This window comes from Culturomica massiliensis (assembly GCF_900091655.1).
Taxonomy (GTDB): Bacteria; Bacteroidota; Bacteroidia; order Bacteroidales; family Marinifilaceae; genus Culturomica; species Culturomica massiliensis.
Genome location: NZ_LT594621.1, coordinates 186924 through 203529 on the forward strand (window position 1 = coordinate 186924; position 16606 = coordinate 203529).

Here is a 16606-nt window from a genome sequence, read left to right on the forward strand (position 1 = left end):
ACAGATTCGGGAGATATATTGATTTTAAATTAATTATCTGCGAGAACACCGAAATCTGCGGGCTTCCTTTATAATCTGATTTTTTTCAGTATTTTTTGGAGGTATTCCAGTGGGGGGGATATCTGTTTTGTCCGGGAGATACACATAGAGTTGCCGGACTGTCGTATAATTTCGGTCGACCAAAATGTCAGATATCCAGTTTGACGACTGTAATGCCTGCCCCTCCTAGTTGTACTTGTTCGTCGGAGTAAGAACCGACGACGGGATTGGTACTAAGGTATTCGCGGATGATTTGCCGCAAGGCCCCGGTGCCTGTGCCGTGGAGGATGCGCAGGTTTTTGGAATCGAGCATTACGGCTTCATCGATAAATTCGGTGACCTTTTGCAGGGCTTCGTCTCCCCGAAGGCCACGAACATCGATTTCCGGTTTGAACATCAGGCGTTTCTGACTCATATTTTCCCGGAAATCCGGATAGGCAGACCTGTTTGCCGGGCGGGTTTGCTTTTTGATCTGGTTGGCAGAGGCTTTACGGAGTTGTTCTACTGCAATCTGGGTACGAATGTTACCGAGTGCTATCAGTGCTTTTCCGGCTTTGATGTCCAGAATTTCTCCGATGGCCTGGTTGGGTAGCTTGACATAATCTCCTTTTTGCAGGAGGAGGGATGTTTCTTTCTTGTCATATTCAGAAACGGTTTCTTTTTCGTTTTTTTTCTTTTTCCGGTTTTCCCGGTCTTTTATTTTTTCGATTTTCCGTTTCAGGCGTTCTTCTTCCTCTTCTTCAGAGAGCAATTTTTGTTTTTCTGCTTCCAGTTGTGCACGTACAATCCGGGTTTTTTCTTTCTCGGCCTGGCTTTCCCGGATTTCCCGGATGGTAGTTTCTATTGTTTTGTTGGCATTAGCAATAATTTCCTGTGCTTTAAGCTGGGCTTCCCGGATGATTTCTTTTCGTAGCCGGGAGGCTTCCTGGAGTTCGTTACTGTATTTTGCGACGACATCATCCAGGCGTTTTTCATTTTCGTGGATTTTCCTTCGCTTTTCTTCCCAATAGCGTTTATCCCGGGCAATGTCTTTCAGGTGTTTATCATAATTGATATGGTCTTCGCCTATTTTTCCGGCAGCTTCGTCCAGTATTTCTTTTGGCAAGCCGATTTTATTGGCAATCTCGAAAGCAAAGGATGAACCCGGTTTGCCGATTTGCAGTTCGAAAAGGGGCATCATCCGGTGGTTGTCGTATAGCATGGCTCCGTTTTCAATACCGGGAGTGGCTGAAGCAAAATGTTTGAGGTTGGTATAGTGTGTGGTGATAACTCCTTTTACTTCTTTGTTGTTTAAAGCATGCAGAATTGCTTCGGCAATGGCGCCACCCAGCATGGGCTCTGTACCGGTGCCGAATTCGTCGATCAATATCAAGGTGTCTTTGTCGCCGTAACGGACAAAGTTTTTCATGTTGATCAGGTGTGAACTGTAAGTACTCAAATCGTTTTCGATGGATTGCTCGTCACCGATATCGATCAGAATTTTTTTAAAGATACCGAAACGACTCGCCTCGCTTACCGGTACCGGTAAACCGCACTGAAACATGTATTGCAGAAGTCCGGCTGTTTGCAGACACACGGATTTTCCTCCTGCATTCGGTCCGGAAATCAGTATGATTCGTTGTTCGTCGTTGACTTCCAGTTTTAAGGGAATCAGTTTTTTTTCCGTATTTTTAAAAGCCAGGTACAACAAGGGATGCCTGGCTTCATACCACCACATTTCGGGAAGATTTTGAAATACCGGAACAATGGCTTCGATTTCAATGGAAAACAGTGCTTTGGCCTTGACGAAATCGACATGGGCCAAAAAATTGTAGGCCGGAATCAGGTGGTCGATGTAAGGACGTATATCGTCAGAGAACTTACGCAATATCCGGATGATCTCCCGTTTTTCTTCCAGTTGAAGTTCCCGTATCTCGTTGTTCGTTTCGATGATTTCTGCCGGTTCGATATAGGAGGTTTTTCCGGTCGTCGATTCGTCGTGTACGATACCGTTGATTCGTCGTTTGTAGGCCGAGGGAACAGGAATAACCATGCGTCCGTCACGGATGGCGATAGAAGAGTCCTTTTCTGCCCATCCTTCAGATTGGGCCTGCTGTAATAAGGATTGCATGCGCCGGGATATACCTGACTGTTTTTTCAGGATATTGCGGCGTATGTCGTTCAGTTCAGAAGAGGCGTTATCCTTAATCGTACCGTGTTTGGAAACAATCGAGTCCAGGCGTTGTAAAACATAAGGAAACAACTGTATCTGTCCGGCTTTTTGAGTCAGGTGGGGATACTGTTCATTTTTACCGTTGAAAAAACGGACAATGGCGGTCAGACTTTCCAATGAGTTTTTTAATGCAACCAATTCGGGGATATCCAGATAAAGTCCTTCGATGCGGATCTTATTCAGAAAAGGACGGGCATCGGCATAGTAGTCTCCCGGAAACTCTTCTTCCCGCACAATACGCATAAATTCGGCCGTTTCTTCCAGATTTTCCCGGATAAAAATGTCCTCCTCCGAAAAGGTCATGGCTTTTACCAGTTCCCGTCCCATATCACTTCGGCATCTGCCGGTAAGCATTTCCCGGATTCTGTCGAACTTTATCTTACTCTCAAAATTTTCCGGATATATCACTTCGTTTTCCTGTTTTGTTTAGTATTGCAAAATTAAAGAGAAAACCGGGAATACGGAAGGATGAGGGAAAAATACTCGAATTTTATTAATTTTGCCGTGAAAACTTGATTTTTGATTTGCGATTTTTGATTGAATTCTGCAGATTTTGCAGACAGATTGTAAATCGTTCGACAAACTGATCCGTTGCGGGATTCATTTAATCTGAAATCGTAAATTTACAATTATTTTTGTGTTTGATTTTAAGCAATACAATGTCAAAAGTAATACTGAATACGGCTTATTTTCCTCCGGTACAATATCTCGCCTGTGTGAATCGATACGATGAGGTTGGTATAGAGCAATGGGAAAGCTACGGGAAGCAAAGTTACCGTAACCGCTGTGAGATTTTGTCCGCCAATGGTATTCTGTCTCTTACCGTGCCCGTGAAAAAGACGAACGAAGTTAAATTTCTGACAAAGGAGGCATGTATTGATTATTCGACCCGTTGGCAGAAATTGCATTTCAAGGGAATCGAGTCTGCCTATAAGAATTCTCCGTATTACGATTATTACATGGAAGATTTTATTCCGTTTTTTGAGAAGAAAGAAAAATATCTGCTCGATTTAAATACGGCGATTCTGGAAACGGTACTCGGTATTTTACAGATTCGGCGATCCCTTGTTTTTACAACGGATTATCAAACTTACCCCGAAGAAGTATGTGATATGCGTGGTGTGATCCATCCGAAACCGGCCCGCCAGGAAAAGGAGGACATTCTGTTTAAAGCAAAACCCTATACCCAGACGTTTGCCGACCGTTTCCCGTTTACGCCGGATTTAAGTATATTGGATTTACTTTTTAATACAGGTCCGGAAGCTGTTGATTATCTTTAAATCATCATAAATTGGGGGTGTTTTAAAAAACCCCTGTTGTACACAGGGGTTGAAGAGAATTACCTTCGACTGGAAAAATTAAAATTATATCCGAATCCCAGAAATAGGGACCAGATGGAATAATTTTCCGTATCGCCGTATACTTTGTTCGTATATTTTTGTTCCTCGTTGAATTCTGTGGTTCCCAACGATAGATTAAACCGACCGATTTCCAAGCCGACAGAGGGAGAAAAATAAAATCCCTTTATTCGTTGTGTATAGCTAGGATTGTAATATTCACTAGTAGCAGAGATTACATAACCGGCCCGAAGATTGAAATAAGGTTTTATTTTTCGTTGTCCGGCATAGAGCCGTGTATTGGCGAAGAGGGGAAGGCCGTAACTATCATCCCATCTGATAACGCCGAGACCGGCTCCTGCGTAGAGCCATGAATTGAATTGAAAACCGTAAGTGCCGGAGGCTTCTATCATGAAGGCTTCGTCGTCAAAATTGTACATCGGGCTGAGTTCGGCAAAACCGCGCGATCCGGTCTGTAGTGGTTCATTTTGGTGGTTGCGTTCGGTGATCAGTGTGGATCCGTGAATCATCTGACCAAACACACCACTGCAATAAGCCAGAATGCCGAGGGTTAAAATAATTTGTTTCATATATTTGGAATTTACTTATCGATTTTGATCGGTTTTTTCTCTGAGCTGTGCAGAATTGCGGCGTTGTTGCCGGGTGTCATCTGAAACATATCGACCATCCAGGTATCGGCAGCCGTTGCATTTCGGAAGTTTATCCAACGGGCGGGGTAACCGCTTACAGAAACCTGGAATTTACCTTGGGGAGTAGTCTCGACATCGATAATCGCTCCTACAATGACATCTGCATTATATTTTTTAGCTGCATTCAGTAGAGCCGTACGTTTGAAATTATCGACGTATTTCAGATTAAATAATGTCACTTCGTATGGAAAGACCTCGACATACGGTGTGATTTTTTCTTGGGAGATGACTTGCAGATCGGCAATTAAGGGGGTGACGATTACACTTAGGCCGGGTTCGATAACACGGGCTGAAGATTCGCGATACGTGGTTTTCTGAACGGCGCAGGCTGTCATTAAAAATGCACCTACCAGTAGAATAAGATTTCGTTTCATGATTTTTGTGTATTATTTTGCCGGTCCCTTCAGCTGTTTGTAGATTCTTGAAAGCACATAAAAAACGTGGGACTAAACCCTTATCTGCTTCCGCGGTATCGCCAATAACCTACACTTAAAAAATCAATACCAATTAAACTACAACTAAAAACAATTATTATCAAATACTTGTGTGATTTATTACAATAGAAAACAAGGCTTAATTTGTCTTTCTTTTGGTGATTATTGAGTTATTTTTGTTACTTGTTTGTTACTTATATTTGTTGGGTAACAAAAAATGCCTATATTTGCCAGTGGTAACAAATCAACATTATAGCTATGGCAAAGAAAAAAAAAGCCCTCAAAGCCAAAGAGCCTATCAAGCTAAGGGCAAAAAGTCTATCCAATGGCAATAAAAGCCTCTATCTGGATATTTACAAGGATGGTAAAAGAACCTATGAATTTTTAAAGCTGTATATCATCCCAGAAGTGGATGAAATGGCAAAGGCAAGAAATGCAAATACCTTACAGGCAGCAAACGCTATCAAGGCACAAAAGATTATAGAACTTACAAACGATGAGGCAGGAGTAACAAAAAATGCCTCACGTTCTAAGATGCTTTTGATTGACTGGATGAGGCATTATAGCGACCACAAACTAAAGACGGGGCAAAGTGCCGCTTTTCATATCCAGATAGATAAAGCAATAAAGCACCTTATAAAGTACAAAGGCGATACCGTTACAATGAAAGAAGTTGATAAGCCCTATTGTTTGGGCTTTATTGACTATCTGAATAAAGCCAAAAGGAAAGATGGTAAACTAATGGCTAAAGTAACAACAGCAGGTTATTTTAGATGCTTGAATTGTGCCTTAAACCTTGCTGTAAAAGAAGAAATCATACCTTACAACCCTATCACAAAGATTAATCCAGACGATAGGATAAAAATACCAGAAAGCACACGTGAATATTTGACGGTTGATGAGATAAAATTGCTGATAACCTCCAAGTGTATCAATGAACCCACCAAACAGGCTTATTTGTTCAGTTGCTTTTGTGGTTTGAGATTAGGCGACATACAGGCTTTAACGTGGGGCGATGTTATTTTAGACGGTAGCCAATACAGAGTAAAGATTGTAATGAAGAAAACTCAAAAGACTTTGTATTTGCCTTTGTCTAATGAGGCTTTAAAGTGGATGCCGAAACGGGACGATGCAAAGGACACTGATAAAGTCTTTCATTTGCCTTATGCAACTTATATCAATGTGGTACTGAAAACGTGGGCACAAAATAGCGGTATCACAAAATCGATAACTTTTCACACCGCCCGCCACACCTTTGCAACTATGATGCTTACTTTAGGGGCTGATTTGTACACAACAAGCAAACTGTTAGGACATACACAGGTGAAAACTACTACCATTTATGCAAAGATAGTTGACAAGAAAAAGGATGAGGCGGTAAACCTTGTAAATAACGTGTTTAACAAATAAAGTGGGTAACGTGAAAATTCCAGAAATTAATTGCATTCTATCTGACAGAGAAATAACGGACATGGTAGATAGTATTTATAAGCAAAACCATGAATACTATATTATTGATGAAAACGGCTTTATATTAGGCTATAAAGACCAAAAACGGCTTGCAGAGAAAGAGTATTTTACAGAACTTCTTTGCAAATGGAGAAATATTAATAGATGGTTGAACAATGGAGCATCTCCGTATGAACGTGTAACGCTCGCTATGATTGAAGAAAAAGAAAAAGAGCGTGATACCATCTACAGGCAGATAGAAAATGCCTTAAACGGCAAATTTGCAATAAATAACAACCAAGAAAGTCTGCCAATAGAAAAATCATTTCGTTTACCAAATAAACAAAAATCCGTTCAAAAACAAGGGCGGCAGAGTAAGCCATTCAAAAAATGTCTGCAAAACGATGATGGTTTCAGACTTCAAAGGTTACACGCTGTAATGAAAGGGAAAAAAGGAAAAGAGGCAGCATTAACTATAAAAGTAGCAATACAAATAGGTTGGATAACAAAACCCACTTTCAAAGCCGTAGAAAATGAGTTTGGCGATATTGGAAATAGAAGCAACTACAACAAGTATATCAATGAGGATAGGTTTACCAACGATGAAATAGACGGCATGAAGAATACCCTATTATCCAATTAGAGTACTTTAAAAGTGGTATTTAGTAGCATTTAATAGGCACAAATAGGTGGCTATTAAGTGCTATTTTTTTGTTTGCCATTAGGCTGATTTTCTTGTTTATGTTTGCATTGTTCTTACAACGGTGATAGTTGGTAACACCGCTTTGAATGTGCAAATAGACAGAACCGACCAACGTACTGCATTAAGGCACAACTTTCATATAAATACAAAGACAATGGAAGAAAAGATTAACAAGATATTGGTTTATTCCTTGTTGGCTGCAAAGAATATGCTAACATTGGAAGATGTAGCCTTATTGACGGGGCTAAGTAAATCCCACTTGTACCGTTTAACGTGCACCCACCAGATACCCTATTATCGTCCAAACGGGAAACAAATATACTTTGACCGTTCAGAGGTGGAAGCGTGGATGAAACAGAACCGAGTTGCGACCATTAAAGAAACAGAGCAACAGGCTATTGCCTATGTGGTTACAGGAAAGAAAGGGGGGAACTTATGATAACCCCCAATATTCTTTATTATGCACGTCTGGAATTTGATGCAACAAGCAAGAAAACACCTAAATATGTAGTAACAGCACAGGCGGGTTATTATCCACCGATAGAAGCTATTACAGGCAGGAATAGTAAAGTGTCAATGTACCTTATGGAAAAGCTGAAAGAGAACACAAATGTTCCATCTATAAGGCTACAGGCTAAAAATGGCTTGAATTTTACAGGTTTGAAAGATTATTTTGTGGACGGTAAACTAAGTGGCTTTGCTTATGGCTACCCGTTGGCAGATAAGACATACAGCGCCAAGAACAAGATTAACCCGTTCTTTGAGTATAAAGATGATGGCTTTTTGTTTATTGTTCACCAAGACGATAAAGCGGTAACAGAAACGGAAAAGATTAGACCGTCTTTTATTGAATTGATTGTTTTAGATGGTGCAAAAGTCTTGATTTCCTCTTATTGCAAACAACTTGTGATGGGTGGATTTAATGAAGTGTTGGACGCTTTGAGGAAACAAGCCCAATAAATAAGTTCCTTATAATAAGTTGTAGGTTGTACCCAAATTTTGGTAACAATGTATGATAAGTTAAAGCTATTCTATCCAAGGATGAGAGACACACCAGACATAAGCGGTTATCTGGATAAGGCAAAGGAGCAAACCGACCTTAAAACGGGGGAAGTTTGCACCTTTGGTAGTATGGAGGGGCTAAAAGTGTCTATCTATACAGGCGGTTACTCCATTATAGGCAGTTTGGCAAAATACCTATATCCAAGCAATGTTTACCCACTTGACAGACATAGCACCGTCCAAGCGATAGAAAAGTTATCAGACGCTTTGCACATAGACATGAGAGAGGCAAAAGTTACAGGGCTTGAATTTGGGGCACAGTTTGTGATGAGGAAGCCTGTAGATGAGTATCTGAAAAAGTTAGGCGATATGCCTAAGTTGGCACGTTATCACTTTGATATAGGTACACTTTACTACAAACACAAAGGGAAGCAGCAGCCCAAAGTATTTTGTTTTTATGATAAAAGGGCTGATGCTAAAGCAAAAGGGTTAATAATGCCAGATGGTTTTATTGAAACCAACTTGCTAAAGTATGAAATGAGATTGAACGGGCGGTTATCTCAACAAATAGGAGTTCCAGAGGTGCAAGCCTCAACATTATCAGAAAGCGAGTTTTACAAGCTACTTGTAAAGAAGTGGCAGGCACACTATTTTTCAATATCCAAGTTGAACCAGCTAAAAACAGAGGTTATGAGTGAAATTAAGACCGTGTCAGATGCTTTTGATGTGTTAGTGGCACGTTTAATAAGCCAAAGCGACCAAAGCCAAATAACGGCTTTTTTGGAAGAGCTGAAAGATGCAAAAGTGTTTGATGACAGGAAGTATTACACAAGGCTAAAGAAGAAAATTATCGAAGTGGCAAACAAGACAGGCGTTTCTATATCCGATGAAGATATAAGGGAACTTGACGATGAGATTAAGAATGTTGGGGCGTATGTGTAATTGCAAAACCCTTATAATAAGTTGTATGTTGTTACCCAAAAATGGTAACAGGTAGAGCCTCCAAGTGCAAATTTTAGAGTATATCCCTAAAATCACAAAATATTCTATATGGTTATGTAGTATTCTATAATGATACAGATTTAGCCCTTTTTCTTTGTCCTTTATTGACTTATACTTATCTTTGCCTCGTAAAATTTGGAAATATTAGCGTTAGCTATTATTCAATGGAGTAAAAAACGACCAATAAAAATTACAGACCGTTGAGTAATGAGTGAACGCCCGTGCTATGCGTGGGCTGTACTTATTATTGGTCTGTGGGTTACTTGGTCGTACCTTTACTCCGATAACGTGCAAGCCCACGTTATTTTTTACATGGTCTGTATTACGATTATCAATAAAAAATATACAGATTATGAGAAAGATTTTATTTTTATTCGTAGTAGTAGTTTTCTTCTATGGATGTAACAAGGACAATGAAGATAAATCAAATGACGCTTATCAAATTGAGTTTGTTAATGGAAAGGAATATACTCAAACTTTCTATTTTGGGAGCCATTTTATTTATAGTGAGAAGAATAAAACAGGAACCGGATGTAATATCATTTCTTCTTGTAATAGACTATCTTTCACAATCAAAGATAACGAAGTTGGTTTTTACGAGATTTGCCCCCCGGTTGATTTGAGAAATGAGGAAATAAAATTAAACGAAAACTTGGATAGTCAGAATTTTAGATATTACCTTATTGCAGATATACATTTTTCATATCCCATAACATCTACTTTAAATATGCAACTTAAAAGTCAATGGAAAATAGTGATTGGAAAGATGGAAGAATATGTTTATAATGGACAGATTTATAATCGTTTAATCATTATGGAATAAAACTCTGTTATTGAACACTAATAGAGGTTGGACATTTTTAATTAGGCTGTTTAATTTAGATTCCCTATATTTGTATCAGAAAAGCCCACAAGCCTAATAAAAAGGCTATTTTGTTACTGATTTGTTACCCACTTTCAAAACAAAGTGGGCTTTTTATTTAAATACCAATAAATTACAGTAAAAACTATTGGTAATCGCCAAACACCTTCGTATCCAAATAAAGTAAAGCCCACGTTATGAAACGTGAACGTATATACCTTACTCTTGGATACTTCTGTAAATTGGCGATTTTCGGAAGCAAGATTAAAGTTAACGTTTTTTATATGTTATGCGCTTTAAAGCGCATGTTCGGGTTGTGTTTAATTTTTGTTATTTTTCCATAGGCAATTGGATTTTGAAATTTCTATTTTTACAAATATAGTATGTTTTATGAATAAATCCTAACGTAATTTTATAGGAAAAAAACTGTAGGATTTCAATCGTTTCTGAAGTTGATGGTGTCTTTTCCTATTTTACAATATCTATATTTATCCGATTGGTTCAATAACTTTTTGGGAAGTTGGTTCTTAGTTTCTTTCTATTATTTTATTTTTGCCCTTATTTTCTTTATGTGTTACTTATCGGAGATCTATAAAGTTTATTTACATTATTTTTTAATCCCGCAGACAGATTTTAAATTTTAGATTAAGTGAATCCGACGACGAATCAGTCGGCCAACGCTTTTATATTTGTAATCCATCTGCAAAATCCCTTAAATCTACGGGATTCAATCAAAAATCGTAAACCAAAAATTACACAATGAGTCCGTCCCAGTGTGTAATTTTTTCCCAATCGTAAATCAAAGATAAAGACAGATTCTGAATGAATCCGGCAACAGATCCGTTTGTCAAATAATTCCATGTTTATAGTCTATAATGTACTATTTACAATCCATTGGTTGCTGTGTCAAATATTCTGTTTTTGTTTGTAGATTTGGAATTATTTTGCATATTTGTCCGCGTATGTGCAGGGTTTTAAGCGTTGTTTTTTTTCTTGATATTAGGTTTGAAATTGAGCTTTTTAACCTCATTTGCCGATAATTATTCCCGGATTTTTGTTTACTACGAAGCCGTATGTTCATATGAAGTGTTTTATGGCACTTATTAATGGTAGAAATATGACGTCTGTCAAACTGAAATTAAACAAAGATCGTGTTTTATTGAATGGAACTTATCCTTTGGTGTTCCAGATTATACATTCTAGGCGTAAAAAATTGATTTATAGTCCGTTCCGGGTTGCTGGTCCGGAGTTTGATACGGTAAAAGAAAAAGTAGTTTACTGTAAGGACAGGTTGACCCACCGTGAAGTCCGCAGTATCAATCGTTGGATCATCAAGGAGCGAAAAAAGCTGAACGGCCTGATCGGTGAGTTGAAAAAGTGTATGCCGGATTTTACCGTAGCCGATATTGCCGGATATTACGAGGGACAAATAAGAGGGGAAGGATTGTTTGCCTTTATAGACGGTTGTGTCCGGCAGAAAGAGGAACTGGGCAAATATGGTACTGCGGCAGCCTACCGCAGTACCCGTTCATCTCTGTTGCATTTTACCGGTAAAGAAAAGATGGCTGTTTCCGAGGTGACTCCCGCTTTTGTCAGAACTTATGAGAGACACCTATTAAAAAGCGGGGTATGTTGCAATACGGTGAGTTTTTATATGCGTAATCTGCGGGCTATCTATAATCAGGCCGTTTTGGAGGGGGAAATAGAGCCGGCTGTGAATCCTTTCCGGCATGTGCAGACCCGTCCTGCCAAGACTGTCAAGCGGGCGATGAGCCGTGATCATATCCGTCGTTTGATGCAGCTTCCGCTGGAGGATGTTCCTGATCTTAATTTTATCCGTAATCTGTTTATGTTCAGCTTTTATGCCCGGGGAATGTCTTTTGTGGATATGGTTTTTTTAAAAAAGGAGAATATAAAATGTAATTTTATCGAATATTACCGTCATAAGACACGGCAGCTTATCCGGGTCAGTCTGACGGATAAATTGAAAGAGATTATCTCGCGTTATCAGAGCGACTCGGATTACATATTTCCGGTTATAGATGAATCTTCCTATCTGTCGCCTTACCGGCAATATCGCCGTGCGCTCAGCAAGGTGGAGCGGAAGCTCAAGCTATTGGGAGACCGGTTGGGATATGAGGTCGGGTTGACCACCTATGTCGCCCGCCATAGCTGGGCAACTCAGGCCAAAGAGTGTGGTATTCCTGTTTCGGTGATCAGTGAAGGACTCGGACATACCTCGGAAAAAACAACGCGGATTTATCTGAAAGAATTCGATCAAAAGGTTTTGGATGAATGTGATCAGTTGGTGGCCCGGCTTGAAAGTGTGCCCGGTAATTGATCTTCGGTATATACCGGTTGTTTTGTTAAAATGTCCGAATGCCGGTAAAAGTCTTATTTTATCCTTATTTTTGAAGACGGAATAGAGGGCAGGCTGTGTTCCGGTTCTGTCGTTTGTAGCTTGCCGGCAGAGGTAAGCATTTGTTTGCAGATTTGAAGTGAGATTTTTTATAAATTTGAATATGAGACAGGTGATCGATATTGAAAATTGGAAGCGGAAGGAGGAATTTTTATTTTTCCGGACCTTCCAGAATCCGATGGTGTCGGTGACGGTCGAGGTGGATTGTACCTTGGCATATCAGCGGGCTAAAGAGTTGGGCGTGCCTTTTTCGCTGTATTATATGCATGCGGCATTGGTGGCAGCCAATCGTATTGAAGAATTGCGCTACCGGCAGGAGGGGGAAGAGGTGGTTTTATACGATCGGGTAAATTTATTTACCCCTATTTCTATTGCCGACGGGAGCTACCGGTCGGTGCTGTTGCCGCTGGAAGACGATTTGGACGTTTTTCTTGAAAAGGCTTTGCCGGTTGTCGAGCGTGCCAAGCGGGGAGAGGGACAGGCTCACGAAGAGAAAGATCATAACCGGGATTTTATTCTGATCAGTGTAAATCCGTGGTATCGCTTTACGAGTGTGCAGGTAGGAATACCTCAGGTGCCGCATGAGAATATCCCTATTTTTACTTTTGGTAAGGTAACTGAAGAATATGGGAAACGGGTGATGCCCGTCGCTTTGTCGGTGAATCACGGTTTTGTCAGCGGCTTTCAGATCGGTTGCTTTCTGAAAGAGTTTCAGCAAATGCTCGATCGCTAAAAGACACGACTGTGCCGGTTAAAGCACAGTCTGCGGTCGGATGTATCAGGCAATGTGGAGTCGTTGGAGGTCTTGTTTTACATCGGTAATACCTCCGAGATTGAACTGTTCGGCGAGTGCGTTCAGTATAGCCGGAGATACGAAAGCCGGAAGAGTCGGACCGATGTGTATGTTTTTAAAACCGAGGCTAAGTAAAGCTAAAAGAACGATGACAGCTTTTTGCTCATACCAGGCGATGTTGAAGGCGATGGGCAAGTCGTTGACATTTGCCAGGCCGAATATCTCTTTTAATTTTAGGGCAATAAGAGCCAGGGAGTAACTGTCGTTGCATTGTCCGGCGTCCAGGACACGCGGAATGCCGTTGATATCGCCTAATCCCAGTTTGTTGTAACGGTATTTGGCACAACCGGCGGTAAGGATAACTGTATTTTTTGGGAGCGCTTCGGCAAATTCCGTGTAATATTCGCGGTTTTTCATTCGTCCGTCGCAACCGGCCATAACGATGAATTTGCGGATGGCTCCGCTGCGTACGGCTTCGATAATCTGAGGTGCTAGTTGTACAACCTGATTGTGGGCAAAACCGCCGGTAATATGGCCTGTTTCTATTTCCGTAGGCGGCGGGCATTTTTTAGCTTGCGCGATAATCTCCGAAAAGTCTTTGTAGCCATCCGTATTTTCCTGAATGTGTTTGCATCCGGGATATCCGGTAGAATTTCCGGTATACATCCGGTTGATATAGGAAGCTGAAGGCAGCGGGGGAACGATGCAATTGGTTGTGAAGTAAATCGGGCCGTTGAATGTCTCGAATTCTTCCCGTTGACGCCACCATGAATTCCCGTAATTACCGGCGAAGTGGCTGTATTTTTTGAATGCCGGATAATAGTGGGCCGGGAGCATCTCGCTGTGGGTATAAACGTCTACGCCTGTACCTTCCGTTTGTTCGAGCAATTCTTCCAGGTCTTTCAGGTCATGACCGCTGATCAGGATACCCGGGTTGGAACGAACGCCGATATCGACTTTCGTTATTTCCGGATTACCGTAGCTTTGGGTATTGGCTTTGTCGAGCAGGGCCATAGCGCTTACGCCGTATTTTCCTGTTTCGAGTACCAGTTGGGTGAGCTCCGGAACGGTGAGTTTTTGGGTCGTCATATCGGATAAGGCCTGTTGTATGAATGTGTGTATAGATTCGTCATTGAAGCCGAGGTGCATGGCGTGCTCCGTATAGGCAGCCATGCCTTTTAAGCCGTATAGGGTGAGTTCTTTCAGAGAACGCAGGTTTTCGTCCGTTTCCCGGAGTACGCCGACTTGTGAGGCTTTGGCGGTATATTCCTCTTCTGTGCCCTGCCATTGTAATTCGTCTGTTTCGGGTAGGGGGATGCCGGCTTGAAGGGCTTGGTTTATCAGTTCGTTCCGGAGTTCCATGCCTTTGCGTATGAGCCGGATAATACGCTGATCGTCGAAATTGGCATTGGTAATTGTGGTAAATAGTGCGTCGACAATAAACCGGTTGATTTTTTCGTCTATCTTGCGATGGCCGTTTCTTAGCGTATTGGCTACGATAGCAATTCCACGGACGGAGAATAACAACATATCCATCATGGCCGACGTACTACTCATTTTCCCGCATACGCCTTTAACGGTACATCCTGTACCTTTGGCGGTTTCCTGACACTGGAAGCAAAACATGTTTTCTTTCATATTTTCTGAAATTTTAGGTTATTTCTGGTGGCAAATATTCTGTTTTTTTTACTCCGGGACTGTCACATATGTTACAATCCTTTGTTTTAGAATGAAATTTGTCAGTTAAGGTGGTGGGAATATATTTATAGCCGGGGAAATATAGAATTTCCGGATTACTTTGTATTTTTGATTACACGTCGGAAGAGACAATGTGTTTAATTTTGTCATGTCGAACCGTTGTTTTATATAAATCGGTATGGAGAATATAGAAGATTTGTTGGAAATATCTGTTTTCCGGGGTTTACCGGAAGAGAATCTGCGTCGTTTTTCGGGTTCGGTTTCATTGGGTGTGAAACATTATTCGGCAGGAGAATTCGTTGCTATGCAGGATTCCCGTTGTACGGGGTTTTATTTGCTGTGTAGCGGTCGGGTACGCTCGTATATGACAGGAAGTGACGGAAAGCAGATTATCGTGGAGGAACTGGATGCTCCGGATGTATTGGCGCCTGCATTTGTATTTGCAACGGATAACCGTTTTCCTGTGAGTATCGTGACCTTGGCGGAATGCAGGATCCGGGTCGTCAACCGGGAGGAAATGGCCAGGTTTATGCATCAGGAACCGGTCGTGATGATGAATTTTCTGCGACTGATTTCCGATCGGAGTATTTTCTTGAGTCGTAAAGTCAATGCTTTTGCGTTGCAAGATTTAAAAGGGCGTTTATCGGTTTGGCTATATGAAAACGGAGAGATCCGGAATCAGCAACAATTAGCGGACCGTTTAGGCGTGGCTCGTCCTTCTTTGGTCCGGGTATTGACAGAATTGGCAAAAGAGGGGGCAGTGGAATTCAAACAACGGAAAGTGGTTGTTACAGACCGGGAGATTTTGAGACGATATTTTTGATTCCGGATGGGACCCGCTGATTTCGCTAATGAATTTCAGATTTAAAATGGGCGATTACTTCTTCGGATGAGATCGTAATTTTTGCAAATTTTAAATTAACATTTTATCGGATCTTCACTCGTAAATCAATCAGCGAAATCAGCGGGCTTATTTTGTTTTATAATATCGGGTTGATGGTGCTGCTGCCTCCGGGAAGCCATGGATTAATGGTTACGTTGGTGATAACGATGGCATTTCTGGAAAGAGTGACCGTATAAATGTATTTGGTGGACCTTGTAAAGGTAAGATTGCTGCCGAGAGAAATGCTGGCGCTACCGGTTGTGGAGTTCGGAAAAGTACAATTTATCGTCAGGGTAGGAGTGGTGGTAGCGATTGGAAATACCAATATATTCAGGGTCGTTGCTGTCGACGTAGAGAGTGTGGGCGCGGACGACGGCTGGACGGTAATCAGGTTGTTTGTTGCTCCGTTTGCCGTATAGGTGCTGTCCGATAAGCTGAAAGTGGCTCCTGTGGCCGATGTTGTTAACCCTTCTCCGGCTTGTCCGTTGATAGTCACACTTGTTAATGTCGTGTTTGCGGGTACGGTCCCGTCGATTTTGATATTCAGTTGTATTAATGCCAGGACGTGCTTGAATGTCAAAGGAACGCTTCCGTTATTTGCCGGTCGGTTGATACCGGCTCTTTGGTTATTCGAATAAAGGACATTGTGCGTGGGGTTAATTGTTCCGGTTTGGGTGTTTAAAACCGGAATCTTTACGGCTGTCAACGTGTTTCCGCCGGCATATGGAGCGTAGGCGTAAAATTGATGAAGTGTGGTATAATCCTTCCAAAAGATCGGTGTTACGGTTGACCAACTACTACCCGAGTAGGTGTATTTCAGATTATTGGCAACCGGATTCGATTGTGTGCAAAAGAGTCCGATGGAATCGTTGGTTACCCAATTCGCATTCGTTCCGTCGTCTGTGGTCCGGCTGTTGGGAGCTAATCCGGCCATTAGTGCCGAAATAGATACTTTGTCGTTGTCTTTGCAATTGTCGTAAGAATCGTCTTTTGTGCAAGCTGTAAATAATACAGCTATGGACGCGATAAATAGAAGTGTTTTCATAGTTTAAAGTTTAAGTGA

At 41.3% G+C, this 16606-nt stretch carries 15 protein-coding genes; 10 read left to right on the forward strand and 5 right to left on the reverse strand.

Annotated elements, in window-relative coordinates; translation table 11 throughout:
• Nucleotides 1-187: 187 nt before the first annotated feature.
• Entirely contained in the window at nt 188-2659 is a 2472-nt protein-coding gene (locus BN8908_RS01930; protein WP_068688651.1) for an endonuclease MutS2, read from the reverse strand.
• A 251-nt stretch (nt 2660-2910) separates the two neighbouring features.
• Here BN8908_RS01930 and BN8908_RS01935 point away from each other — a divergent pair, with 251 nt between their 5' ends.
• Nucleotides 2911-3531, forward strand: a complete 621-nt coding sequence (locus BN8908_RS01935; protein WP_068688653.1) for a WbqC family protein — start codon at nt 2911-2913, stop codon at nt 3529-3531.
• Nucleotides 3532-3590: 59 nt separating this feature from the next.
• On the opposite strand, the gene BN8908_RS01940 is transcribed toward BN8908_RS01935, so the two are convergent.
• Both BN8908_RS01940 and BN8908_RS01945 read right to left on the reverse strand, forming a co-directional pair.
• A complete protein-coding gene (locus BN8908_RS01940) occupies nt 3591-4178 on the reverse strand; it encodes a hypothetical protein (RefSeq protein ID WP_068688654.1) in 588 nt (195 codons plus the stop codon).
• Nucleotides 4179-4189: 11 nt separating this feature from the next.
• Nucleotides 4190-4672, reverse strand: a complete 483-nt coding sequence (locus tag BN8908_RS01945; RefSeq protein WP_148453126.1) for a hypothetical protein — start codon at nt 4670-4672, stop codon at nt 4190-4192.
• A 318-nt stretch (nt 4673-4990) separates the two neighbouring features.
• Between BN8908_RS01945 and BN8908_RS01950 the strand changes: the two genes are divergently transcribed.
• The 8 genes from BN8908_RS01950 (at nt 4991) to BN8908_RS01990 (ending at nt 12902) form a co-directional block, all read left to right on the forward strand.
• Nucleotides 4991-6142, forward strand: coding sequence for a site-specific integrase (locus BN8908_RS01950; RefSeq protein WP_068688658.1), 1152 nt, complete (start codon nt 4991-4993; stop codon nt 6140-6142).
• Between the two features lie 10 nt (nt 6143-6152).
• Nucleotides 6153-6824 carry a hypothetical protein gene (locus tag BN8908_RS01955; RefSeq protein WP_148453129.1) on the forward strand — a complete coding sequence of 224 codons (672 nt, stop codon included), beginning with the start codon at nt 6153-6155 and terminating at the stop codon, nt 6822-6824.
• A gap of 214 nt (nt 6825-7038) precedes the next feature.
• On the forward strand, nt 7039-7323 hold the full coding sequence (locus tag BN8908_RS01960; protein ID WP_068688660.1) for a helix-turn-helix transcriptional regulator: 285 nt from the start codon (nt 7039-7041) through the stop codon (nt 7321-7323).
• Nucleotides 7320-7844: a hypothetical protein gene (locus BN8908_RS01965; protein WP_068688661.1), complete on the forward strand. Its 525-nt coding sequence runs from the start codon at nt 7320-7322 to the stop codon at nt 7842-7844. The genes BN8908_RS01960 and BN8908_RS01965 overlap by 4 nt, the downstream gene beginning before the upstream one ends.
• 48 nt (nt 7845-7892) lie before the next feature.
• Nucleotides 7893-8828, forward strand: a complete 936-nt coding sequence (locus tag BN8908_RS01970) for a hypothetical protein (RefSeq protein WP_068688662.1) — start codon at nt 7893-7895, stop codon at nt 8826-8828.
• A gap of 412 nt (nt 8829-9240) precedes the next feature.
• A complete protein-coding gene (locus BN8908_RS01975) occupies nt 9241-9711 on the forward strand; it encodes a hypothetical protein (RefSeq protein WP_068688663.1) in 471 nt (156 codons plus the stop codon).
• 1132 nt (nt 9712-10843) lie between these two features.
• The gene (locus BN8908_RS01985) at nt 10844-12091 is read left to right on the forward strand and encodes a site-specific integrase (protein WP_161945845.1); all 1248 of its coding nucleotides are present in this window, start codon (nt 10844-10846) and stop codon (nt 12089-12091) included.
• A gap of 181 nt (nt 12092-12272) precedes the next feature.
• Nucleotides 12273-12902: a CatA-like O-acetyltransferase gene (locus BN8908_RS01990; protein WP_068688668.1), complete on the forward strand. Its 630-nt coding sequence runs from the start codon at nt 12273-12275 to the stop codon at nt 12900-12902.
• 45 nt (nt 12903-12947) lie between these two features.
• Here the strand turns inward: BN8908_RS01990 and hcp are convergent, their stop codons facing one another.
• Entirely contained in the window at nt 12948-14600 is a 1653-nt protein-coding gene (gene hcp / locus BN8908_RS01995; RefSeq protein WP_068688670.1) for a hydroxylamine reductase, read from the reverse strand.
• Between the two features lie 238 nt (nt 14601-14838).
• Here hcp and BN8908_RS02000 point away from each other — a divergent pair, with 238 nt between their 5' ends.
• Nucleotides 14839-15483 (forward strand): Crp/Fnr family transcriptional regulator, encoded by a 645-nt coding sequence (locus BN8908_RS02000; protein ID WP_068688672.1) that lies wholly within the window; start codon nt 14839-14841, stop codon nt 15481-15483.
• Nucleotides 15484-15640: 157 nt separating this feature from the next.
• Here the strand turns inward: BN8908_RS02000 and BN8908_RS02005 are convergent, their stop codons facing one another.
• Nucleotides 15641-16588 carry a fimbrillin family protein gene (locus BN8908_RS02005; RefSeq protein ID WP_068688674.1) on the reverse strand — a complete coding sequence of 316 codons (948 nt, stop codon included), beginning with the start codon at nt 16586-16588 and terminating at the stop codon, nt 15641-15643.
• Nucleotides 16589-16606: the final 18 nt, after the last annotated feature.

What these genes read in the sequence shown, in the direction of transcription:
- BN8908_RS01985 (WP_161945845.1), top strand. Translation starts at nt 10,844, where the DNA reads ATGGCACTTATTAATGGTAGAAATATGACGTCTGTCAAACTGAAATTA.
- BN8908_RS01965 (WP_068688661.1), top strand. Translation starts at nt 7,320, where the DNA reads ATGATAACCCCCAATATTCTTTATTATGCACGTCTGGAATTTGATGCA.
- BN8908_RS01935 (WP_068688653.1), top strand. Translation starts at nt 2,911, where the DNA reads ATGTCAAAAGTAATACTGAATACGGCTTATTTTCCTCCGGTACAATAT.
- BN8908_RS01945 (WP_148453126.1), bottom strand. Translation starts at nt 4,672, where the DNA reads ATGAAACGAAATCTTATTCTACTGGTAGGTGCATTTTTAATGACAGCC.
- BN8908_RS01940 (WP_068688654.1), bottom strand. Translation starts at nt 4,178, where the DNA reads ATGAAACAAATTATTTTAACCCTCGGCATTCTGGCTTATTGCAGTGGT.
- BN8908_RS02000 (WP_068688672.1), top strand. Translation starts at nt 14,839, where the DNA reads ATGGAGAATATAGAAGATTTGTTGGAAATATCTGTTTTCCGGGGTTTA.
- BN8908_RS02005 (WP_068688674.1), bottom strand. Translation starts at nt 16,588, where the DNA reads ATGAAAACACTTCTATTTATCGCGTCCATAGCTGTATTATTTACAGCT.
- BN8908_RS01975 (WP_068688663.1), top strand. Translation starts at nt 9,241, where the DNA reads ATGAGAAAGATTTTATTTTTATTCGTAGTAGTAGTTTTCTTCTATGGA.
- BN8908_RS01960 (WP_068688660.1), top strand. Translation starts at nt 7,039, where the DNA reads ATGGAAGAAAAGATTAACAAGATATTGGTTTATTCCTTGTTGGCTGCA.
- BN8908_RS01970 (WP_068688662.1), top strand. Translation starts at nt 7,893, where the DNA reads ATGTATGATAAGTTAAAGCTATTCTATCCAAGGATGAGAGACACACCA.
- BN8908_RS01990 (WP_068688668.1), top strand. Translation starts at nt 12,273, where the DNA reads ATGAGACAGGTGATCGATATTGAAAATTGGAAGCGGAAGGAGGAATTT.
- hcp (WP_068688670.1), bottom strand. Translation starts at nt 14,600, where the DNA reads ATGAAAGAAAACATGTTTTGCTTCCAGTGTCAGGAAACCGCCAAAGGT.
- BN8908_RS01950 (WP_068688658.1), top strand. Translation starts at nt 4,991, where the DNA reads ATGGCAAAGAAAAAAAAAGCCCTCAAAGCCAAAGAGCCTATCAAGCTA.